Below are 23,581 nucleotides of genomic sequence, written 5' to 3'. Positions count from 1 at the left end.
TCCTATTATCCAAACCAGGATGAGGCCGCCTTCAGACCACCATTGAAAAAATCAGAAACATTCTTGCCCACACTTTTGACGGTCTCCAAGCCCTGGTGGATTCCATTTCCGATAGACTCCACTCCTGATTCTACCACGTCCACAGCACCATAAGCAAAATTTTTAACTCCGTCATAAACAGACTTTTTAAATTCTGGTGCAACTGCAGAACCGATAAGATTAAGCGTTCCTAAAGCAAAGCCAGCGAGGGCTCCAAATGCTGGAACCCCTCCTAGTGCTCCTGCCTTAGCTCCTAGCCACATACCATCTAAGGGACCAACATTAGATATGGTATCAATGGTACCACCGATCACAGACTTCCCGATTTTCCCTACAGCCGTCTTGGGATCGTTACCAAACAGAAACAATATTCTTCTCCATTATACCACACGAGCGATACCGTGAGAAGATGAGAAAAGCAAAAGAAACCCACCTGAATTTGTTTCAGGTGGTTAGTTTCATGAGACTAGAAATAGTCCCTATAAACCTTTATCTCTTCTTAGACTTCTTGACATGGTCCTTGTACATTTTTGACTTCTTTCCATACCATTCTTCGATGGTATAGCCATACTCTTCACGGTATTTCTCTTGATTTTTATTGACTGTATTCAAGTTCTCTAGAGTTACTACATTGGATTTAAAAAATGATACCAAAAATAGGCCTAAGAAAATAGGTGAAATCGGTAATAAAGCAAGCAACAAATGTGCCAGAAGGTTATTAAGACCATGGGTAAAGAGATTGATTCCAGACATCAACAACCATAAGAACAAAATAACATTCAAAAATTTTTTAATATTTAGAGAAGCAAAAAAATCTTTTTTAGCGCGTTGCTTAGTAACAAGGATATAGATAAGGTAAATCAGTGATAAGACAAAACCTATCCAGTAGACGATACGAACTGCTACTAGAGGGATTAGATACAAGGCGGCTATAAACAAACTATAATATAAAATTACGAGCAAAAATAATTGAAAAATCTGAGTCATTAAATAGGCTTTAATGCGATTTCTTTTCGTAATGATATAACAACAAATAAAATAACACCAACAAAACAAGAATAGAAAACCAAAGAAACTATCTGGGGGAATGAGACCTTTTTCAACTGATGTCAATTGCGTAACTAGTTCATGTCCAGCTTCACTAGCCATTCGAAATAGGTTTATCGGTAAAGATGTCCCAAGCATAATCATCAATGAAAAAAAAGGCGCTACAAAAATTATCTTTACTAAGTTTAATCTTCGAGTTGGATCGAGTGCATCATTAATATCTTTTTGTATCTTATCCATTTATTCTCTCCTATTATCCAAACAAGGATGAGGCGGCCTTCAGACCACCATTGAAAAAATCAGAAACACTCTTGCCCACACTTTTGACAGTCTCCAAGCCCTGGTGGATTCCTTTCCCGATAGATTCCACTCCTGATTCTACCACGTCCACAGCACCATAAGCTAAATTTTTAGCTCCGTCATAAAAAGCCTTTTTCTGTTCAGGGAAGAATACAGATCCTGCAAGATTAAATGTACCTACTACAAGACCAGTGATGGCTCCAGCAACCACATTCCCCCCCAAAGCAGTTCCTGCCTTAGCTCCAAGCCACATACCATCTAGGGGGCCAACGTTAGAGATGGTATCAATGGTACCACCTAGCACAGACTTTCCAACTTTTCCTACAGCTGTCTTGGAATCGGTCTTGGAATTGTTATAGTTCTTATAGATATTGACTCCCTCTTCCACGGTCAATACACCCCAACCTACAATTTCTCCCCCGATTTTAAACTTGTCACTTTTTATAAAATCCTTTGCTATATTACCAAGCCCTGTTGCATACTCTCCCATTAGAAAAGATGCTGCTGTTTTGACGTGTTTGAATCCCTTTGTAACAGGCCCTACAAGCTTACTTAACTTACTAACCCATTTAGTGCTTTTTAGTGCATCGGGCAGATCCATCATAAAGGTTAATACTTTTTCTACCAACGGGGAGCTTTGAAGGGCTTGACCTATTTCTTTACTATATAAGAGTGTTTGAAATGATATTCCCTTACCACTTCCTGTATATAAAGTGTCTAGTAATTTCGAAAAATCATCAGCACCCTTGATTCTATCTGCCGCAGCTTTCGCCCACTTACCAAGATCTTTGACATCTATCCCAAGGATTTTAGCGATTGCTTCTTTTTCACCTATTCCTGTCAAACTGGATATAAAAGCAAGAAAACTCTCTCTCGCTTTTATCACCTCTGCTTGTGAACTAATATTTCGGTCAATTGCAGAAATAGCTGATGCAACCGTTTGAGAGTCTGCTCCTTTTGAAACATCCAAAAACTTGGCGCTATACTGTTTATCTAGACTCACCACTCCATTTAGAGGATTGCTATCTCCTTCCGAGGACATCTTCGTTAGTTGTGTCTCATATTCTTTCAGAGTTTCTAATTTGCTCTTAGCGTTCGTATAAGAGGCAAAGCCTTCTACAACACTGATATCTTGTTCATCCAGTGTATCAATATTCGCACTAACCTTACTTAAAAAATTATTTTCAACATCAGTAATCAAATCTGAAACTTTCCCCTTAAGCTCACTTGATTTACTGTAATACTCACTCATTGGAATTGTAAATACTCCATCAGCCATGCAAATCCTCCTTATTTCTGCTCATCCACTATCTTCTTAGCATCTTCATCTGCTTTTTTGATGATCTCTTCTACTTTTTTCGCATTTTCATTGGTCGTATGCCAATTAGTCTTTGCTTTTGTTAATTTTGCAGTTAAATCATTAATTGCAGTTTCCAATGCAGTAGCTGCTTCACCCTTAAGATTTGAACTAACGGATGTTTTAACATTCCCTAATTCTGTAATCAGGTTATCAAACCCATCCCCAATTTTTTGTAACTCATCTTGAAACTGTTTATGTTGATCTGCGATATATTTTATTTCTGCCATAATCTATCCCCCTTCACTCAAAATGAAACAGAAGATTCAGCAGACGAAATCTCTTCAGCAAAACTTTTTGCACTTTCAGACAATACAATGCATTCTGCCACTAAGAGCTTTTGGTTTTTTAATTCTGAATCTACTTTATTAAATAATTTAGTATAGCCGTCCCCCAACAAATCACTTTGAAATAAACTAAATTGGGAAGCAGAAGTTGTCACACTTTTTGTATAATTATCAACGTTTTGTATCAATTTCTCAACCGATGATACAAATGTTTCTTTGTCCATCTTGATAGTAGTCATGTTACCCCCTAATAAACCATACCCAATAGATAATCACGTACACTCGAATCCAAATCAGCTTGGCTAATAGAATCATATACTAGAGCTTTATTGTTTGCCGAATCTTTTGAATCGTACACCATGCCCAATCTCCAACTATTTAAAGCAACATCAAGATCAAACATCGCTTGAATTTGGGATATTCTCCCATCAACCTCACTAAGAAAACTTGCCTTTTTGGCAGAAATATCTGCACAGTCGGCCTTAATTGTTAGAACATAATCATCAAACTTCGAATCAGCATTACCTTCCCAACCAGAAATATCTGTAGAAACACCTGATACACTATCTGTTGTATCTCCTTCTGTTATGGCAGTTTTAAAAGTATTCAAAGCAGCAATTCTTTCCTTATAATTCATCTACGACCACCTCCGTCAGAGTTTTGTTTAATCTATTTTCTTTTTAGGGATCGTAAGAGACTTCTCCCAATTTTGATAAATTTCTATGAAACGTTCTTCCTCTTCATCCACAAAACCTTTGAAAACAACTCGATCAATATTTTCTTGATTAAAGAATATTGTATTATTTGGATTGATACCACTTGGGTAAAGACAACCCATATAATCTACAAACATCTCAGAGTTTGTTTCCTGATCCTGGTAAACGACCCCACGACCGATAACCATGAGTTTTTCTGTTCCTTCTTTTAAATACACTACTGTTCCTAATGGGTAAAGTTTTTCTGACATAATTTATTCCTCGATTTCTTGTTTGATTAATTTTACTTTTTGAGTTCTTCCTTTATCATAAATGTAGGCTTGATCCCACTCTAATTTTTTCTCTCTATTATTTGAATTGTGTTCCACAATTGATTGATCATATAAACGCATAGCAATAACTGCTGTTGTAATATTTTCCTTAATGACTTTAATCACAGGATTTACCTTAAAGAATACTGATTTTGAACCCGCAGTAATAAAGTGCAGACCGTATTTATAAGCATTAATATACAATTGATAAAATTCATCTTCAGATATAGAAACTTTTTCAACAAAAGAAGTCAGGTCCGGTATAACGATGAAAGTTTGAACATCTTTTGGAGTTTCTTTTCTGTTTGTTATCTCCTTATCAAGATTACTAAATAGATCTAAGATTTCTTCTCCTGAAATATATGCATTTGCCTTTTCTTTTAAGAATGAATACTCTTCGTTAGAGTCTACTAACAATACATGACCATTGTCTAGACAGTGATTAATTACACTAACTAGATGACAAATTGAATACTGAAGAGATTGCTTGCTTTCTGATAAAACTACAATATTTTTTAATGTAGATAGATTAATTGGGATAATCTCAGCTTCCTCGCAACTAATTGCAATCGGTAATGCATGATTTTGAATCGCTTCTTGAGTTGTAGGCAGATTGAGAAATACATCCATCGTCAACTCCTCTGGCACCATCGGAATGGCACTTGGGCGCTGGCCGGTCCAGGCTTCTTGGAGGGAAGCGACTTCCTGACGTAGGTTGTTGAGAACTTGGGTGTCATTGGCTCCATAAACTGGGAGTGCCAGCTGGATGACATCCACCTCTTCACGCTTCATAAGGGCACGTCCCTTGATATCTTCCATAGTCATAGCAAGTGGTGTAGAGCCCACGATTGCCCGCACTTCACCTGCCTCATTTTGTGGCAGGCTCAACTGGTGCTTGAAGTTCGAGTAGAGCTGAGCACGAAGGTTGGTTTGACGACCGGCTGTCATCAAGAGGTGAACCCCGATACTGAGACCTTCACGAGAGATACGCACCAAGAGCTTGAAGAGTTCCGCCTCATAGGCTTCTTCCTTGAAGGCTTCATAGCTATCTAAGAGGATGACGATAGCCGGCTCTTCCTGACCACTGGCCTGACGGTAGAGGTCTAAGGTCCCAACACCATAGTCCGCAAGGAGTTTCTTACGACGGTTGAGTTCGCGCTCCATGATTCGTACAAACTTAGAGATTTTCTCCGTTTGGTCCAAAAGCATTGTATCTGCCACCTGTGGAAGCTTGGACAATGGAGCCAAACCATTGGTACCAAAGTCCATCAAGTACATGGTAAGAGCCTTGGGACTGAATTTGCGAGCCAAGTCCATACCAGCAGTCTGAAGGAAGGTGGTCTTTCCTGTACCCGGACTTCCGTAGAGGAGGATATGACCATCCTTGGAGAGATTGATAGAGACAGCTTCCTGCTTCTGGGCCTGCGGGATATCCGCCATCCCCAAGAGGACAGAGAGTGGTTTCTCTTGTGTCCAGGCTACTGTCGGTTGCACTTCTTCCAGTTCGTCTAGTGCGATTCGCTCTTTGAGCGGTGGCAACCATGGCTGTGGTACTGGAGGAATCTCTTGTTCTTCACACAAGAGCTGGATATGGTGCACTATCGCATCCAACTCTGTCGGAACTTCCTTGATCTCATCCACATCTTCTAAGCCTGACAAGTCTTCATTCAAAATCTCATATTGGCCCAATTCATTGATCAAGTAGATGGTGTGGTCCTCGATCCCCATATCGTCCTTGTCCGGCTGGTAATCTGCCCCTGACCAGGCTGACTGGAAGAGTTCATAGACTTCGTTATTTCCGACCTGTAGATAGGCACGACCTGTCTGGGTGATCTCGGCCGCGTCCGGTGTATGAAGCATTTCATTCGAGTCCGAACGGTCCGCCACCTTAAGGGCAATCTTAAAGCGAGAGTTGGACCAGATCTGGTCATCCACCACACCAGATGGCTTCTGAGTAGCTAGGATCAAGTGGACCCCGAGGGAACGTCCGACACGCGCGATGGATACCAGCTCCTTGATAAAGTCTGGCTGGTTGACCTTGAGCTCTGCGAACTCATCTGAGATGAGAAAGAGATGAGGGAGCGGTTCTGTCGCTTCTCCGTTTTTAAATTTCTTCTGGTATTGATTGATATGGTTGACTTCGAACTCTCCAAAGAGTCGTTCACGACGATGGATCTCCGCATTGATCGAAGCCAAGGCCCGCATAGATTGGGCACCATCCAAGTTGGTAATCGTCCCCAAGAGGTGAGGCAGGTTTTTAAAGAGATTGGCCATCCCACCACCCTTATAGTCAATCAGCAAGAAAGCCACATCATGAGGGTGGAAGTTAACAGCGAGGGATAGGATATAGGATTGGATAGTTTCCGACTTCCCTGAACCAGTCGTTCCTGCGATCAAACCATGAGGTCCATGGGCTTTTTCATGTAGATTGAGCTGAACCAGGTCATCCTGACCACGCAGACCAATTGGCACAGCCAAACTCTTGTAAGGTGCGTTCTTTTTCCAACGGCTCGATACCTGCAAATCCTCAAAGGTCTCCGCCCCATACATTTCCATAAAGGTCACAGAATCTGGGATGGAACTCTTAAGATTTTGGAGGTGATTGAGCGGTGCCAAGGTACGGGCGATCCGCTCCTTGTCATAATCTGCTGGGAAATGGTCCAAACGGAAGTCCGTCTCTTTCAAAACTCCTTCTTCCATGACCAGTTGGCCTGTATTACGGTCCTTGATATTGATCACTGTCTGGATGTTCTCAGACAAGGAACTCATGACATCCTCTACAAAGATGAGAGAGCAGCCTAATTCCGTTGGATCTTCGGTAAAGAACTCCATGATGATATGATCCAAAATCAACTTTTCATCGGTCACTAAAACCACGTAATGGGGATGGAAGAGGGTGCTCTCCTTGTGGGTTGCTTCTTCCTTTTGACTACGGCGTAGTTTCAAGATTTGGTTCAAACTATTCAGAACTTGGTCCCGTGTTCGTTGATTGTAGACAAAACCGCGGACATTGAGTTCTTGCAGTTTAGCATGAGGTAGCCAACGCATCCAAGACCATTGCTCTTTTTCCTCTTCAGGTAAGATCGTAATAAACTGCACATCATGATAAGAATGGAAAGTCGCTAGCTGCATCACCAAAAGCTGCAGTTGTTCTAGGACAAGATTTCTAGGTCCAATATAACCCACCGGTCCATGGCTAAGGTTTGCCGGGATTGGCATATCTGGGATCTTTTTGTGACGACTATAGAGAGCGTAACCCTCTTCTTCTAGAGCATCCTTCTTACCGCTACGCTCCTGTTGACCGTATTTCAAGTCATAGCTAGTCGGCATTTTCCCGAGTCCCAAACGATAGTATAAAAAGTCAAAATGCAAGGGAGTCTTTTCATAAATCCGGTGATTGTAACTCTCAACCAAGTCCGTCAATTCTAAAATCGTTGGAAAATGATAGTGCATCCCTTCTTTTTGTTCTCGTTCCAGACGAGTCAATTCCTTGACCTTATCTTTCAGGTAAAGACGATAGAGATCGACCCGTTCCTTCTTATCAGCCTTGTACTTTTTACGATTTTTGATGAAACCACGGATAGAAAAAATCATTGTGGTTATGGACATCCCTACTGTCGCAAGAATATAGATCCCTCGAGGTTGAATCAGGGTGATCAAGACGGTTACTCCGACCATCATCAAAGGAGGAACGATCAGCTTTAACAGTTCATCACTCGGCTTAACCGGCTCCTGGCCTGGGGGATTGATCAAGATTTTATCCTCGCTACCACGATAGATGATCCGTGGAGAACGATGATAATCTGGATAATCTTCATAAAAACCATATCGAGATGGTTCTCTCAGAGTCAGTTGTGGCCCAACTTGGGCAGGACCCTGGACCCATACTTCATCAGGATAGAACTTGATCGTCACCGCCCCTAGACTCAACTCATCTCCAAAACCAATCAATTGCTGGTCCATTTGTTCCAGATGATTGTTTCGATAAAATGCGCCTTTTAGTCGAGTTAGCGTCCATTGATTTTGGGATTTTTGAAGTAAGAGTTCAACATCTCCATCTAGTGTGATCAACGCACCTCTTTGAGAGCCAATCTGAAACTCTGATAAATCCAAAAGGTCATAAACCCTTGGCTCCCCTTCTCGGAGATAAAAGACGACCTCACCCAAACGCAGACCATCTTTCAAGAGTCCTGCTTCATCGTCGTACTGATAAAAGACCTCGTCACCATCGACCTTGAGCTGAATCGGTCTTTCCTGTTGAGAAAGGTAGACTTGGGCCTTTTCAGTCGCCCCGATCAAGACCGTCTTATCTGCACTCAGTTCTACTTCATAACGCAGACCTTGGCTGTAGAAAATGATTTGTTTTTTCATAATTTCTCTCCTTGGTCTACTTTAATTGCTAGAGGAGCTACTTGGAACAGGTTTCTTCTCAGATGAAGGTTTGCTTTCAGAAGCCTTGTCTTGAGGGTTAGGAGTTGTAGAAGCATTGGAGCTTGATTCACTCGTTAGTAGCTCACTTCGACTATCCCAGTATTTCTTATACTCGCTTTCCAAAGTATTCAACTTACTTTCACGGTCTTTCCCTGACAAGTTGCCATCTTCTCGAACCTGCTTGATTTCCTGAGTCAAAGCATAGAGAATCAAGTCACTGTCGTTAATCCGTTTCGCAATATCAAGAGCCTCTTCAAAACGATTGCGCCCAACCTGGATCCAGTAAGTCAAATAAAGCTCATCTGACTTGAGTGTTACGTTGTTCAAGATGACTTTCTTTTGTTCAGAAGAAAATTCCAACCCCTGAATATAAGAGTAAGCCAACTCATACTTTTGCGTATTCGGTAAGCTAGCTGGATCAATTCTCTCTAATTCTGTAATAACACCACTATAATCCACTTTAATAAAGGCAGTATCTGCCTGCAACATCTTTTCTTTGAAAGGATTTTGCACAAAAATCAGATAGATAAGTGGAACGATCAACAAGACAACGCTGGCTGTTAACCAAATCGTTGCCAGTTTAAAGACACGATGGCGTCTACTTGGAACCAAGACCAAATCTGCCCGTTCTTTCGCAGCCTTCTCCGTGTAGTACTTCTCCAAAACAGCTACTGCAGCCTCTATATCATCTGCCTGACATAGGTCATTTAAGAAGTCGGGCAAGGTCTCTAATTCCAAGGAACCATTATAAAGATCCATGAAATCCAAATCGCTAAATAGTGTTACTGTAAAACATTTAGCCTGGCGTAAAAAATCTTCTGAGGATATGGATTGAGGAACCATCAGACCAGGAATTCCACGATAAGCAATCTTAGCCTGAGCATCCTTGGTAATAAAGAGATTTACTGGGTGCAAAAGGAAAGTCACAGGTAACTCCAAGGCGCCCTCTAGACGAAAAACGTTTAGGGCCAAACGGATTCTTTCCGAAATGGTACGTTCCTTTATTTCCTCATAAGTCAGTCCATGAGCTTCGACTTGATAGGAGAAGGTGACACTATCCTCATCAGACACCATCGATTGCTCCAAAAAGAATGGATGATGCAAATCCAATAGTAAGAGTTCCCGTAAATCTTGACTCGCAACATCTGAACGTTTGAGTTTTAATTCCCAGTTTGTTTCATTTTTTTCATAGACAAACGACTGTCCACCAAATTCAAATTTTTCTTCAGCCACCTATATCTCCTCAATTTCTACTAAATCTCCTGTCGTCATAGGATAATCAGACAGATGTTTCCCTTCATCAATCAACAAACCTTTATTGACAATTCTTAATTGATATTTTTTTCGCTTGATACCTGGATTAAAAATCGTATCCACTTCTCGCACCAGCCGGCGCACTTCAATTCGCCGTGGAATGCGAATATCCACATCTCTTTCTCTCAAACGTAGGGTAATATTGATATGTTGCTCCACCTTTTTTCACGCCTCCTATGTTTGGTTTATCCTTTTCTAAGTTATTTAGACAGACTAGTTGTAAAATTAGTCCATCCCTTCTACCATCACACGATAACTCATTACTGCCGTTGCTCCAAAAAGCAAGAAAATCAACACCACATAGAATATCTCTGGAAGAAATTCATTCAGACCACCTTTTTCTACATGGCCTATATTTGTTTGAAATTTAATTGTTTTTTGAGCATTGGGCTGAAACAACTGTTCTTCAGAAGATTTTTTCACTGGTCTCTGTATAGCAGAAAACAGTTGGCCCCTTTCTGTGATCAACTGTTCCTCTTGATGCTGTTGCATGTCCTGCAACCTCTTTTGAGTCGCTTCATTAAAAAGCTCCTTGATTTGTTCAGACTGTAGACCAAATTTCAATCCCTCTTTCTTTTCAAGTCGGGAATCATCAATCTGCAGACTGTTATCCTTCAAATCATCTGCAGCAGCCCCAGAGACTGCTGCACATGTTACTAAGGTAAGAAGGAAAAGAATGATTTTCTTCATATTTCTAATTTCTATTCTTTCTCAGCTTGGCTTGTTTGAAACCACAAACTACTTTCTCTGATAAAAACATTTATAACAAGTAAAACAGCTATGACAACAATCGTTGCAACAAAAGCGATAATTGCTGCTGGATGTCCATCAAAGTATCCTGAGAGCAAACCTTCTAATATCGATAACGCATTGAGATTTTTGATAAATGCTGGGAAACCAGTTAGACTTGCTGTTGTCCCAATAGCATTTGATAGGTAGACAAAGCTAATCATCATAAAGAAGGCGAGACCCATACCAATCACTCGGAAATGTTTAAGCAATAGATATTGTCCTTGAATCAGTACAAATGCGGCTAAAACAATTAATAGAACCCAAGATGGTTGATACTCACGACCAACCTGTAGCTGAACACTTGATACAACACCAACTACCAATCCGACAACGAGACTTAAAGCAGACAGGATGGTTACCGTCATCAAGTCTGTATCATGTAACTTATCAAGTTTGAACTTATCTTTGACTTTGCGAATAACGTTTTGAGTTGCAAACAGATAGGCTGTAAAGAGGCTAACAATCTCCAATAGTAAAATCCATGTAAATGGACGGTAAACATTGACAGTCGCTTTCACTGAAGTAGCATTTTGTGTAACAGGGTTGGATAAGAAGTTCAACAATACTTCGTTTGGTACCCCATTTTGATAGGCATTATTCAGAACCTTCACAAAGGATTCTACAAAGTTTCCATTGTTAGTCAATTCTTCGTTAAACTGCGTCATCAAGGAGTCAGCATCTTGTGACAACTTTTCAGTACTTGTTTGAGCGTTTGACAATTCACGATTGAAATTACCTAAAGTTTCATTCACAGACTCAGCCGCCTTGACATTGCTTTGAGAAGACTCCTTCACACCCTTAGTTTCTGATAAGAGAGTTGCATAATCAGTATTTAGAGTTTTCAGTTGATTATTAGTCTCTTCAAAAGCAGAATTGCTCCCCCCTTGCTTCTCAACCAAATCATCTAGTTTCTTTTCCAACTTCTTGTACAACTCTAACTGTTCATTGATTTTTGTATTCAATTCTTGGTTGGTAGTCAAAACATCCTGCACATTTTTTTCTAAAACAGGCTTGAGAGTAGTCAATTCTGATAAGGCTTTATCTACTTTCTCTTTAGCACCCTCTTTATCTGTATCGCTAGCAGGTGTAGTTAAGCTGTCTTCATATTTCTTCAGATTTGAACTAATAGCTTCAAGCCAAATATTTGACAAAGCATCTGTTACATCACTATCTCGTAACTCTTTGACAGCATTGTATGCTTGTCTGAGTGCTTCCACCTTTTGGTAGTCAGAAGCTATTTTCTGAACCTTTTGTCCATAAGTCACTGCTGCTTGCTGAACACGTAACACATCTACTGGAGCACTGGCTGCTTGGACATCATTCAAGGAAATATTAATTGATTTTAGCTCTGCTTTTGGAGCTGGACTTGGAGTCCCGGTTGAACCTGTAGTTGTAGTTGAGGTTGTCTCTGCAACACTATAGGCTACTTTAAAAGTCCCACCCGTCTTCAAATCAATTTCTTGACCAAACTCAACTGGTGTACCATCATAAGTGACTGAGTGAACTGTCACTCCTGATTCAGCTTTCCACGATACCTTAGCCTTTGTTCCTGTTCGTCCAACAGCACTCGTACTCGTGATTGCCAGATCTTCCAAATTCTTCAAATCAGTCGAATTGATTTCGTCACTAGGCTCTTTGATTGTTTTTAATTCAGTATAGTTTACAGAAGGAATTGTGATTGGTGTCATACCAAAACCACTAAATTCTTTTCCACTAAAGTCTTCTTTTGGTAATTCTGAGATTGCAGAAGCCAACTGCTCTTTGAGAGATTCTACAGCCTTCTCTAGGTCTTTGTTTGCAGCTGTATCCAAAAATTGCTTAAGAGTGATTTTGCTCTTCTCACTTGTTCCATAGTAAGCAGCTAATTTCTCATCAATAAAGTTATGAATATCCTTTTTATGATTTTCAAACTTGGTTCTTTCATCTGTTAGATTGTTCTTTAAACTCTCAATCTTTTTGCCGATGCTTTCTGCGACTGTTTTATAGGAAGGTCTAACTTCAGATGACGTACCATCAGAAGATGCTGCTGTCCCATCTATATTAGAAGTCAGATTACCTTGAGCTTTAATTAATTCCTTATAAGTTTCAATTTGTCCCTTAACGTCTTCCCGACTCTGAGAAATGAGCCCAGTGATAACATCCGCATGATTTTTCTTCTCAGTGACCCTATCCTGAAGCAGAGTGTCAAGTTTTTTACCATAGGCAATCTGTGAAACGTCATAACGACCAAAAATCTGAGAATAACTATCCAAACCTGTCTTTAAAGCACTGTTGGCGTCAACAGAAGAACTAGACATACTATAGAGAGTTGGGAAAAGATTTTTAGAGTTGATAGCTGTATTATATAAATTCGTACGATAGTTTCCGATATTGGTCGCTTGTATCTGTGAGCTAGCTTGAACATTCTTTTGTGCTGTATAAAGGTTGTTCAAAATACTAGCCATATACATATCGACTAACTGACCATTCAAATCAGCAACAATATCTTTCGCTAGTTTATTTGCATCATTTTCTACTTGCAAATTTCCTTGCGCATTCACCTTATAATTGATGGTTGTCTTATCAACATTGATGCTGTTAATATCGAGTATTTTTTCAGAAAAGTCACTAGGAATTGTTAAAACGAGTTGGTATTTTCCACTTTCTAATCCAGTATCTGCAGCTCCACGAGGGACAACAGACCAGTTTTGTGAATTATCACGCTCGATATTTTTTACATAACTAGCACCTAGGTTATACTCTTTTGTATCAACATAGACAGGCTTATCTTCATTTACAATAGCCACATTTAATTTGGTCTGTTGATTTGCTTTTGCACTATTCTCATTATGAATAGTCGTATTTTTTTGAACAGATAGATTCAAAAAAATAATCAATGCCAGCAATCCTAATGCTAACAGACTACTTCCTATATATTTAAAAATTCTATTCTTCCTCATATTACTTTAAATCTTCTCCATCATAAAAAATAGGAAGGCTCTCGCCCTCCTAAAGCCACTTATATAACAAATTAAATTTGTGATGCAAGATCTTGGTCGTTTTGTTCAACAATTTCAGCAACCTTGTTCAACTGTGCATTGATCTCATCAAGCAAAGTTGCAAATTCTTCAATTTTTGGAGACAATTCTGTGAATTGGCGATCAAAGCTCTCAAAAGCAGCACCTTTCCAGTTGTCTCGGATAGTATTTTGCTCTTGAGTCAATGTACGAAGTACTTGTCTTACTTCCTCAGAACCTTGAGTGTACTTTTGAGCAGAGGTGCGCAATTCTTCTGTTGTTAATTGAATTAAAGCCATGTGAAACTCCTTTATATTAATTTATGCCCTCATTATATCAATAATTTGCCTCAATTGCAAGTTTAAAATTCATTTTTTATTCTATTTATAAAAAAAATAAGAGCTATTTCCATCTAAAAACTAGTAAGAAAGATTAAATTATCTACTTTTCTTGTATAATTACTTCTTTTTTTATTTATAATAACAAAGTATAACAAACTCATATCATCCTTCTTTTATAAGGTATATTTGTCAAACGTTCTTTTCTTCTAACTTTCTATGAAAGTTTTTATTCTCTTGATGACGAGCTTCCAACACATTCTCTATACGACTCTTGTAAAGTTGATGATAGTTATCCAAATTGTTCTCTATCTCAAAGATATATGGTTGAATTTCAGCAAAACTACTGTCTCTGCATGCATAGGAAAGCGCCTCTAGGAGATGATCCGTCTCCCTACTAAACTTGTGGAAATCATCATCCAAATCCATCTCTAAACGCTCTAAGTCTCGTAATTTACGATTATGCTCATCCTCTAGTTTCTGAAGTTCCTTTTTATCCATCACAAGTTTTCTCCTAGTTTTTGATTGGACTTTGTAAAGTAGGGGTTTGCATGGTCTGAGTCAAGTAAGTTTCAGCAGCATCAGCAGCCTTGCCCTCAAATCCACCCTTAATATTGTTTACATAAGTCTTCGAAGCGTACTCATGCATATCTGAGGCTGCTTCTTGTAACTTTTTAGCTAACTCCACTCCCTTAGCAAGGATTGACAGTTCTTTTGCAGTTACTAAGGCCCTGACTGCTTGGCGTTCTTGTTCCTTCATTCTTTCTTTGAAGCCTCTGTCGAGTTGCTCTCTTGTAATTAAAGTATCCTCATCCGTTAGGACTAACATTCTTTCCCCTCCATGTTTGTTTTACATCCGCCAATAGATTGTTAAAATCTTCAGCACTATTTGTATCTATGGTTTCAAAGGAACCACTAGCTTTAACCAGGCTTTCCCCTAGCTGCTCAATTTGTGTCAGGAAGGATGTTGCTGCTGTCTTCGTGTCACTTGCAACGCCTTCATCCCAAAAGCTTGTTGTGTCAAAACCAGAAAGTAGATTTGTAACTTCTGAACTTGACAAATATCCAACCATGTCAAACGCTGTCTGTCTTGTTTCTTTTATCATGTTTTGAATATCTTCCTTAGCATCTGAAAGTAAAGTTTTCACAGATTTAACTTTGTCTTCCATGTCAAAATTTGCCAACTGGGCTGCTGTCTGAAGCAACTGAGCTCGAACCAAGATTCTTTGATTTCCTGAAAGATTGCCGCTTCTCAGTTGTTCCTGATAACGAGGAATAGCTTCTCGATCCCACTTTATAGATTCCTGACGAGCTTCTTCGACGATCTTACTATATTCAGTTGTAAAATTCTCGTAAACGGCATAACCAATAGCTGCCTTTATTTTAAACTCACCCCTCATAATGGCATTTAAAACATTTGAGGCTACATTTTCATCGACTCCTAAAGCCCGGAGGGAATCCAACGTTGTCGCTATCAGTCTAGCCAGCTTTTCACCTGCCCTGAGCAATTCTGGGTGAAAATCCTCAGACGCAGTCAATAAATTTCCCTTTCCATCCGATTGGAAAACACCAAAGTCATGGGAACTTTCCGGATCAGTAATCTGGGTATAATGCAAGGGGACAAGGACATTGACTTTACCGACGGGTTTCTTAAGTGGTTCATCGGAATCCCCAGGTAATTTGGTGATGGTATGCTCACGATTAAGCATCCCCACAACATCAAAAGGATTGACATAGTACTCGATTTTTTCGCTAATCTTTTTGATTTTCTCGTCACTGAGTCCCATTTTCTTTAAACTCTTTGTCGTGTCTGGACCGTCAAAGAGAACGACTTTGCCGATTTTCTTCAGTTCTTGATCACTGAGTCCAGCTACCCCTTGCGCAGAGACAATGGTCCCTAGGGAGTGAGCTGTGATGTCCATCGTAGCTTGCGGAGCTTTTTCAGTCATCTCTGCGATTTTAGATTTCATACCTGCTGTTGCTAACTTGGCTTGCGGTATATGGATGTGGTTAAGGGCAAACTTCGCATCATTGTCAACCCAGTCGTTCCAATTCTCCATACTGATAGCATCACTTCCGCGGATGGTCATATAGGTTTTCGTAGTATCTGACCCTAAGGTCGGCGTATCCGTTAAGTAGTAGGCACTAAAACCAGCTTCATCATCAGTTAACAATCCTTTTTGATAACGCTTGTGGTGAATATCCTGCCTCATCCCATTCGTATCAGGAACTGGTGTCGATGTGACTTTATAAGTATCTCGCAACTCAGGATCCGGTTGCAAGTAGACTTTACCATCATGAGGAAGTTTTTTACCTCCGGGAGTGATTTCACCATCGTCAACTATATCTTGTGAATAATCTATTAAAGTCCAGTTTAAAGCATTATTATAGCGTGATAAAGTATTTGGTCTCCCCCTATAAGCCGACTGTGCTAAATCCGCATAAAAGTTGTTATAATCTTTTAAATTACTATCCGTCATACTTGTCCCAACCTCCATTTTTTAACACTCTAGGGGGATTGTACATGCCAATCCGTTCTATTGAAGGTACATCATTTTTAGTTTTTAATCGAAAATCTATTGTAAAGTCAGAATCCTTTATATAATTAAAAGAACCCTTCACTGATAGATTATAACCACCACCTTGTGGAGTTCCATTCCCTATCTGTTCAACAGTTAAACTATTCCAATCCATCTGAACAGATTCAATCTTTGAATTTTTAGACTTTACAAATTTTACAATTTCCTCTTCATGCTCCTTTAGATAAGCCAACTGCTTAGATCGCGGACTCAGAGTTATTCCTCCAAATAAATTTGTTTCTTGTGCCATCCATGCTCCTCCTCCAAATATTACAAGGGCTAAAACTAGCCAAAGTAAGGTACGTTTTTTCATCTCTTTCCTCCTATATAGTGGAATCTAAGTATATTATATCATGAATGTAAAAAAAAATACTTTTAGCAAGTATTCGGAGTCAGTGGGGAATGAAGAGAATGTTAAATTTGAGTAAAAATTATCAAAGGTTTTTAAATTACTATTAGTCATAATAATACCATCCCCCATCCCTATAAATTCTTATAGACTGCATTTCATAAATTCCAAATTCCTTTGGTATACTGTTTGCATTATTGTCTAAAGAAAATCCAACCATGAATTTCGTCTTATCATTATTATTTACCTTTCCTCTAAGTGTCAACATATAGCCACCACCTTGTGGAGTTCCATTTCCTACTTGACTAACCTTCATACTATCCCAATCGAACTGAACACTTTCAACTTTAGGACTTAAAGACTTGACAAAATCAGCCATATCTTCTTCATGTTCTTTCAAATAAGCCAACTGCTTGGCTCGTGGGCTCAGAGTTATTCCTCCAAATAGATTTGTTTCCTGTGCTAGCCATGCGCCTCCTCCAAATACTACAATGGACAAAACCAGTAAAATCAAGGCACGTTTTTTCATATTGATACTCCTTCAGATATATCATCTCCCTCTTACAATCCCAAACTCCTTAATTAAAAACAAATTACGGATCTATTGTTGCTTTAGAAATAGAAGATTGTCATTAAAACTAGTATAGCATAAAAGCCTCAAACAGCCTATTTCACCAATCACTCTTCTTGAAGATTTGTTAATAATTTGACCAGAAGAATTTGAGTTGAATGCAAAGAAACAATAGTGTGAATTGTGCTAAAAATCATCAAAAACACCTCATAGTGTGAATCATGAAGTGCTTGTGAACGTTGATAGTATCGTATTGATTAACGTTCTGAGGCAACTGACTTTGTCAGATTGCACCAATTTAGTATGAAAATATAAAAAAGAACACCTCGAAAGGTGCTCTCTGTAAGTATAGTAATTCTCTCGAATTAACGTTTACTAAATTGTGATGCTTTACGAGCTTTCTTAAGACCTGGTTGGAAACACTTTTATTTGAATAAGTTTCAATATCCTCTTAAAATCAATGTTTTCCCACATTTACAAAAAACAGAATTTCATCTAATTTGAATAAGTTTCAGTTGAATGGTGTGAATTTTACCCTAAAAATACACGATTTGAGCTAGATTTTACCGAAAAATTCACACCATTTAAATTTTTATTGTGGTTGGTCAAAAACTCATTATGAAGAGATAAGTCAGTAAACATTTACATGATCAAGATTATTTTATAAATTTTTCAGACACTTTCCAATTTTTTATATCAATTATAAGGCAATAATGATAATAATTTCCAGCAAAATCATTATAAATATTTTAGTCGGGAAATTCATGAGCAACCTCCTTCAATAAATTATTAACTAATTTTAATTATATGCTATAATTTAATCATATTTTATCTCATAACAAAGTTCCTTTGAATTTTGTCCCATATTTGCTTTCGGAGGTATGAAATGGTAAAAAAATTTGGAGAAATATACAAGTTATATAGGGAAGCAAAAAAAATTACCCTTAGAGACATAGAACACAAAGGAATTTCACGTTCACAATTATCTCGATTCGAAAAAGGAGAAACAGATTTAACCACTTCAAAATTTTTATTAGCTCTTGAACAAATAAATGTACCAATAGAAGAATTTATGTATGCAGCTAATGATTATAAAAGAGACCGTTTCTACCAAATAGTAGATGAAGTTAAGCAATGTTTTCTCAATAGAAATGTGACAAGATTACATAAACTATTGATTGAACGTATAGAAAATAGTAACTCATCCACTTTCTCGGAAATGGAAATTATTTTTCTAAAAATAAAATTACAAGAGCTATCTAATAAAGAATATTTCAATGATACTGATATAAAAAAAATAACTGATTACTTATTTAGTGTTGATTTTTGGGGTATGTTTGAGATTTTATTATTTGGAAATATTATGTATATTTTTAACCACGAAACCTTTCTACTTTTGTCTAAAGAAATGTTGCACAGAACGGAATTTTATCATGATATACCAAGTTATAGACGAGTAATTGCTAGCATGGCTCTAAATTCATTTATTATTTGCACTGAAAAAAATCATTTGGTAGATGCAAAATACTTTGAAATGCAAATTTCTCATTTTAATTTTGATGAATCTGAAATTTATGAACGATTGATTTTTAGATACGCAAGCTCTTTTTACGAATTTAAAAAAGATTATACTAAACAGTCCATCTTAAAAATGCGAAAGGTAATAGGTTTTATGCGTGCTGTAGAATGTGAAAAGCTTGCAGAACGATATGAAGAGCATTTGAATAATATTTTGGAGTAGTCCTAAAACAATAACCAAAAGTGCAAATCTGGGACAAACTAGAATTAGGGATATATACTGGTATACTAGTTTTGTAAAGTTTTCATTACAATTGAAAGAGAAAAGGAATAATATGACTAGTATAGAGGAACATAAAGCGGTCGAAACTAAACCGACAGTAACTGATGTATCAATCCCTTCGTTATCAAAAAAATATTACTATTGCAAACACTTGGCTTGGCAAATGGAGCCAACTACGGAAGTAGTATACATTTTAGATAAAAAGATAAACAAAATGTTTCTCCTTGAGGATTCATCAAAAGATATATGGCTATCTTTTTCAAAAGATACAACATACAGTCAAGTTTTACAAAATCTTTCTGAAATATATAACTGTAATATTACTGAAATTAAATATTTGGTAGACAATTTCGTACTAGAACTTTTGGATAATGGACTGATTTATGAATTATAATTTCTATAAAAGCGACATATACTCTCTAGCTTCAAAAAACAAAACACTGTTATCTGTCACTATTGAATTGACGACGAGATGTAATTGGCGTTGTAAACATTGTTACCTTCCATCATATATAAATAGAGGTCTTTCAAGAGAATGCCTCTATGATTTATTTCAAGATTTAAGAAAAATGGGAACATTTGAACTACTCTTTACGGGTGGTGAAATATTTACGAGACCTGATATAATAGATATTATTAGAGATGCTCGAGAGATGTTTTTTGATGTAAAATTATTTACGAATATTTCGCTGTTAAATGAAAATCTAATTAAAGCATTGGCTGAATTAAATATTTCACAAGTATCCTGCACTGTGTTTTCAATGAATGAAATCATTCATGATCAAATAACTTCAGTTAAAGGCTCTCTGAAAAAGACTATAAACAATTTATATTTGCTAAGAAAGTATAATATTCCCGTTGAAGTAAAGCAGATTATTCTTACTACTAATCAAGATTGTATCGACGAAGTATCTATATTTTGTAAGAATATGAACTTCAAGCATCTAGTTACAACAAATATATTTTTTAAAACTGATGGCAACTCAACTCCATCTACATTCCGTGTAAGTGACCAATTTTTGAATGAAAATATAGTAAAAATAGACCAAATTAGAAATTTTAAATGTTTTGAAAACAATCCCACTATGTATGTCTGCAATGCGACTAGATATAGTTGCACTATCGAATCAAACGGGAATTTTTTGGCTTGTAACAATTTAAACATACCACTTGGAAATATCTTAACCACTCCAATTGAGGAAATTTGGCTAAACTCTACTACCTTACATCAGATTCAAAATAAAAAATTTACTGATTTAGAAAAGTGTACAAGTTGTCCTCTTAATAAATATTGCAACAGATGCAGTGGAGTAGCATTACTTGAGGATAAATCACTATGGGGCTGCTTAAAATCTGAACGGCAAGTAGCAAGAGCGAGACTAGTCAACCAAGATTATTATTCAAGTATCGGTACTACTACTTTTCACTGTTAATGTATCAATCGGATGTTTTCAACCCCTCTGGAGAGAGGAATATAAATACTACAAGATAGAAAGGAGATCAGTTATGGCTAAAGTTTTTAAAAAACCAAAATTAGTAGTCAAACAAACAACTGTTGTTGTTAGTATGACCAAGTCAGCATTATGTAGTGGTGGAAGTTCCCATATTGTTGCTGATACAAGTAATAACTAATCTTTTTTTAGATTTAGTAGGTGTCAAAGGCAAAGCAAAGAATGATGAAATGTTTATACCTTATATCATTCTTTGCTTACCTTTTTATCTTAAGGGTTATGATTTGTATGGATAAAACTATAAAAGATATAACAGATATTATAAAAATATATAGAGAGAATCAAAATTTATATTCAGTAACAATTGAAATCACCTCTTTTTGTAATTGGAGATGCGAACATTGCTATATTTCAGAATATACTCAAAAAGGATTTGATGAAGTTACTTTTAGAAATTTATTAATTCAATTACGAGAAATGGGGACATTTGAAATTGTTTTTACTGGGGGAGAAGTATTTGCTCATCCCAATGCTATGAAATATATAAAACTAGCTAGGGAAATGTTCTTCAATGTTATTGTCTATTCAAATATATCAATGTTGAATAAACAGAGTATTAAGACTCTTTCAACCCTTTATATTGATTATATTTCTTGTACAATATTTTCTATGGATGAAGTGATTCATGATCGTATTACAAATAAAAAAGGCTCTTTGAAAAAATGCCTTCAAAATCTGGAATTGTTGGAAGAATTTGGCATTCAAATAGAAATCAAAACCCCACTATTCGAACAGAATATACATTCAATAGATGATGTATTTGAATTCTGTAAGAAAAATAATTTTAAATATAAAGTTGACACTCAAATTGTACCCAGAAGGGGTACCGTCAACAATAAAGTTAGAGTAAAATCATTAACTCTTAAACAACTTATTTCAATACAGAAAAAGATAGATATAATAAACGGTGTCCGTTTTATAGATAAAAACGAAAACTTTCTAACTTGTAGTTCTGTGCAAGTATCTCTTTATATAACTTGTTTAGGTTCAGTACAACCATGTTCTCTTTATAGTATAAGTATTGGAAATATCTATAACGCTTCTATAAAAGAAATATGGAATAAATCAATGTTTAACAAGATAGCATCATATTCTTTAAAAGATAGCAAAAGTTGTAGTACTTGTACGATTGCTAATTATTGCACTCAATGCCCTGGGATTGCTTTGTCCGAAACAGGTAACAGCAGAAATTGCTCTGAAATATGTAAAAAAACAGCACTAGCAAGGAGTTTCGTCTATGCTTCAATACCTTAAGCCTCTTCGCTGGTATCTTTTCTTTAATTTTCTCTTTAGTGGACTGTCCAATATTTGTACTGCTCTTCTTCCATACTTTACACAAGAGTTAATTCGTGGCCACTATCAAATTGCTTTGTCTGGTTATTGCATCTCAGTTATAGGTTACCTGACCTGCAACTATATCCAAATGCGACTTGACTGGAAACAGGCCATTCTCTTTTCGACAAATCTAAAGAACGACTGGTTTCAATCTCTTTTAGGACTTGCCCACCATGATTTTAAGCAGAAAACAGTCGCAGAATACATTTCTTATCAATCTAATGACCTTGATTCACTGGAAAAAGATTATCTACCTCCACTGATGAGTTTTTTTAAGCAGATTCTGCGAATTTTGATTTATACCATTATTATTACCAGAACGATCAATTCTATAGTGGCACTGATCCTACTGATTTCAACGGCCATCAGTATTCAAATTCCAAAGATCGTCGGTCAATTGACCGCGAAGCGTAGAACAACCTATCTTGAAAAGCAAAGTGATTATTATCGGACATTGGAGGATCTATTCCGAGGACATCACCTAGTTAACAAACTCAGTCTACCTCATTTTATAGAGCAACAAAGAAGCTCTCTCAAAAACTTGCAGGATAAGTATCTTGGGTATGGTTTGACTAAAATTATAGGTATTCTATTGACAGGTATTTCTTTTGAATTCATTAGCCTTATTCTCTTTTCCTATCTAGCTTACTCTCTATATCATCAGCAAATTGGTATACCTGAGGTGGTGGCTAGTTTTGGTTATATTACAGCCTTCTCGGAACCAATTCAAGAAATCCTTTACGATCTGCAAATGTTGGAGTCGGTAAAACCCGTAATCAAAAGCTTTCAAAGTATTGTTAAGCATCCATCTTCAATCCAAGCACCACAGCCTTCTTTTGAAACGATCACATTGAAGAATCTTTCTAAACAACTTGGAGAATCAACATTGAAGATTTCTTCTGCCACCATTCACAAAGGTGATAAGATCGCCCTCATAGGAGAGAACGGATCTGGTAAGAGTAGCCTACTCAATATTTTAAATGGTACGGATGAAGATTTCCAAGGTGAGATCCTCCTGAACGGTCTTCCTCTTAATCAGCTTTGGGGGAGATTTGGCCTGATTATGCAACAAGAGCATAGCTTCATCTCTAGTTATGCAAATAATATAACATTATTCAATACTTTTCCTGCAGAGTTTAAGGATGCGGAGTTTGAAGTAATACCTCCTCAGTCCCTTTCAGGTGGTCAACAGCAACGTATGTACCTCAATCGGGAGAAAAATCGTAAGAGTCCATTGGTTATTATGGATGAACCTTTTTCAGCATTAGATGATAACCTGTTCGAGTCAGAATTGAAAAAAGTACTAGACTTACCGTGTGCTGTCATCGTTACTTTACACCGACAAAATGAAGCACTAAAGAACTTTGACCAAGTCTGGGAAATTAAATCTGGAGAACTGCTCGTTGAAAAAAGCAAGTAAACTTATAGCAACCATAATATAGCATGTTCCCAGATCTAACTTGTATTTCTAATTTTTCATCTTTTACATAATTAAATACTTTCACAT

General features: G+C 37.4%; 24 protein-coding genes. 6 read left to right on the top strand and 18 right to left on the bottom strand.

The genetic code is table 11. The features are described 5' to 3' along the window. Positions 1-5: 5 nt before the first annotated feature. The 18 genes from O3622_RS02645 to O3622_RS02560 form a co-directional block, all read right to left on the bottom strand. Positions 6-407, bottom strand: coding sequence for a hypothetical protein (locus tag O3622_RS02645; RefSeq protein WP_049478807.1), 402 nt, complete (start codon positions 405-407; stop codon positions 6-8). Positions 408-528: 121 nt separating this feature from the next. Then, positions 529-1,326, bottom strand: a complete 798-nt coding sequence (locus tag O3622_RS02640; RefSeq protein WP_371606982.1) for a hypothetical protein — start codon at positions 1,324-1,326, stop codon at positions 529-531. A gap of 13 nt (positions 1,327-1,339) precedes the next feature. Beyond that, complete coding sequence (locus O3622_RS02635; RefSeq protein ID WP_371606981.1) at positions 1,340-2,665, bottom strand: hypothetical protein; 1,326 nt, start codon at positions 2,663-2,665, stop codon at positions 1,340-1,342. A gap of 11 nt (positions 2,666-2,676) precedes the next feature. Next, entirely contained in the window at positions 2,677-2,973 is a 297-nt protein-coding gene (locus tag O3622_RS02630) for a peptidase (RefSeq protein WP_247925815.1), read from the bottom strand. Positions 2,974-2,990: 17 nt separating this feature from the next. After that, positions 2,991-3,269 carry a hypothetical protein gene (locus O3622_RS02625; protein ID WP_125413774.1) on the bottom strand — a complete coding sequence of 93 codons (279 nt, stop codon included), beginning with the start codon at positions 3,267-3,269 and terminating at the stop codon, positions 2,991-2,993. Positions 3,270-3,277: 8 nt separating this feature from the next. Further along, a complete protein-coding gene (locus O3622_RS02620; protein ID WP_070657058.1) occupies positions 3,278-3,667 on the bottom strand; it encodes a hypothetical protein in 390 nt (129 codons plus the stop codon). A gap of 27 nt (positions 3,668-3,694) precedes the next feature. Further along, positions 3,695-3,997: a DUF4176 domain-containing protein gene (locus O3622_RS02615; protein WP_041170803.1), complete on the bottom strand. Its 303-nt coding sequence runs from the start codon at positions 3,995-3,997 to the stop codon at positions 3,695-3,697. A gap of 3 nt (positions 3,998-4,000) precedes the next feature. Then, positions 4,001-8,428 carry a type VII secretion protein EssC gene (essC, locus tag O3622_RS02610; protein WP_371606980.1) on the bottom strand — a complete coding sequence of 1,476 codons (4,428 nt, stop codon included), beginning with the start codon at positions 8,426-8,428 and terminating at the stop codon, positions 4,001-4,003. 21 nt (positions 8,429-8,449) lie between these two features. Continuing rightward, a complete protein-coding gene (essB, locus tag O3622_RS02605; protein WP_000796947.1) occupies positions 8,450-9,721 on the bottom strand; it encodes a type VII secretion protein EssB in 1,272 nt (423 codons plus the stop codon). After that, positions 9,722-9,961: an EsaB/YukD family protein gene (locus O3622_RS02600; protein ID WP_000434883.1), complete on the bottom strand. Its 240-nt coding sequence runs from the start codon at positions 9,959-9,961 to the stop codon at positions 9,722-9,724. A 66-nt stretch (positions 9,962-10,027) separates the two neighbouring features. Then, positions 10,028-10,492 (bottom strand): type VII secretion protein EssA, encoded by a 465-nt coding sequence (gene essA / locus O3622_RS02595; RefSeq protein WP_049519733.1) that lies wholly within the window; start codon positions 10,490-10,492, stop codon positions 10,028-10,030. An 11-nt stretch (positions 10,493-10,503) separates the two neighbouring features. Then, positions 10,504-13,533 (bottom strand): type VII secretion protein EsaA, encoded by a 3,030-nt coding sequence (gene esaA, locus O3622_RS02590; protein WP_371606979.1) that lies wholly within the window; start codon positions 13,531-13,533, stop codon positions 10,504-10,506. Positions 13,534-13,604: 71 nt separating this feature from the next. Beyond that, positions 13,605-13,889: a WXG100 family type VII secretion target gene (locus tag O3622_RS02585; RefSeq protein ID WP_001173991.1), complete on the bottom strand. Its 285-nt coding sequence runs from the start codon at positions 13,887-13,889 to the stop codon at positions 13,605-13,607. Between the two features lie 231 nt (positions 13,890-14,120). Continuing rightward, positions 14,121-14,429: a hypothetical protein gene (locus tag O3622_RS02580; protein ID WP_000358232.1), complete on the bottom strand. Its 309-nt coding sequence runs from the start codon at positions 14,427-14,429 to the stop codon at positions 14,121-14,123. Positions 14,430-14,442: 13 nt separating this feature from the next. After that, positions 14,443-14,757, bottom strand: a complete 315-nt coding sequence (locus O3622_RS02575) for a hypothetical protein (protein ID WP_000960732.1) — start codon at positions 14,755-14,757, stop codon at positions 14,443-14,445. Next, entirely contained in the window at positions 14,738-16,408 is a 1,671-nt protein-coding gene (locus O3622_RS02570) for a DUF2974 domain-containing protein (protein ID WP_371606978.1), read from the bottom strand. Before O3622_RS02570 ends, O3622_RS02575 begins: the two co-directional genes overlap by 20 nt. Next, positions 16,398-16,820, bottom strand: a complete 423-nt coding sequence (locus tag O3622_RS02565; RefSeq protein ID WP_371606977.1) for a hypothetical protein — start codon at positions 16,818-16,820, stop codon at positions 16,398-16,400. The genes O3622_RS02570 and O3622_RS02565 overlap by 11 nt, the downstream gene beginning before the upstream one ends. A gap of 142 nt (positions 16,821-16,962) precedes the next feature. Further along, entirely contained in the window at positions 16,963-17,385 is a 423-nt protein-coding gene (locus O3622_RS02560; protein ID WP_371606976.1) for a hypothetical protein, read from the bottom strand. Between the two features lie 928 nt (positions 17,386-18,313). Here O3622_RS02560 and O3622_RS02555 point away from each other — a divergent pair. The 6 genes from O3622_RS02555 (at position 18,314) to O3622_RS02530 (ending at position 23,494) form a co-directional block, all read left to right on the top strand. Next, complete coding sequence (locus tag O3622_RS02555) at positions 18,314-19,168, top strand: helix-turn-helix domain-containing protein (RefSeq protein WP_371606975.1); 855 nt, start codon at positions 18,314-18,316, stop codon at positions 19,166-19,168. Positions 19,169-19,280: 112 nt separating this feature from the next. Beyond that, complete coding sequence (locus O3622_RS02550) at positions 19,281-19,622, top strand: PqqD family protein (protein ID WP_061411513.1); 342 nt, start codon at positions 19,281-19,283, stop codon at positions 19,620-19,622. Then, positions 19,612-20,661 (top strand): radical SAM/SPASM domain-containing protein, encoded by a 1,050-nt coding sequence (locus O3622_RS02545; RefSeq protein WP_151375782.1) that lies wholly within the window; start codon positions 19,612-19,614, stop codon positions 20,659-20,661. The genes O3622_RS02550 and O3622_RS02545 overlap by 11 nt, the downstream gene beginning before the upstream one ends. A gap of 73 nt (positions 20,662-20,734) precedes the next feature. Then, positions 20,735-20,860, top strand: coding sequence for a hypothetical protein (locus O3622_RS02540; protein ID WP_261407707.1), 126 nt, complete (start codon positions 20,735-20,737; stop codon positions 20,858-20,860). A 107-nt stretch (positions 20,861-20,967) separates the two neighbouring features. After that, positions 20,968-21,993 carry a radical SAM/SPASM domain-containing protein gene (locus tag O3622_RS02535; protein ID WP_061412089.1) on the top strand — a complete coding sequence of 342 codons (1,026 nt, stop codon included), beginning with the start codon at positions 20,968-20,970 and terminating at the stop codon, positions 21,991-21,993. Next, the gene (locus O3622_RS02530) at positions 21,977-23,494 is read left to right on the top strand and encodes an ABC transporter ATP-binding protein (protein WP_061411518.1); all 1,518 of its coding nucleotides are present in this window, start codon (positions 21,977-21,979) and stop codon (positions 23,492-23,494) included. Before O3622_RS02535 ends, O3622_RS02530 begins: the two co-directional genes overlap by 17 nt. Positions 23,495-23,581: the final 87 nt, after the last annotated feature.

The sequence above is a fragment of the Streptococcus sp. 27098_8_51 genome (genome assembly GCF_041432205.1).
In the GTDB taxonomy this organism is placed as follows: domain Bacteria; phylum Bacillota; class Bacilli; order Lactobacillales; family Streptococcaceae; genus Streptococcus.
Note: the sequence above shows the minus strand (reverse complement) of the source record. Positions and strands in the feature narration are given on the sequence as shown.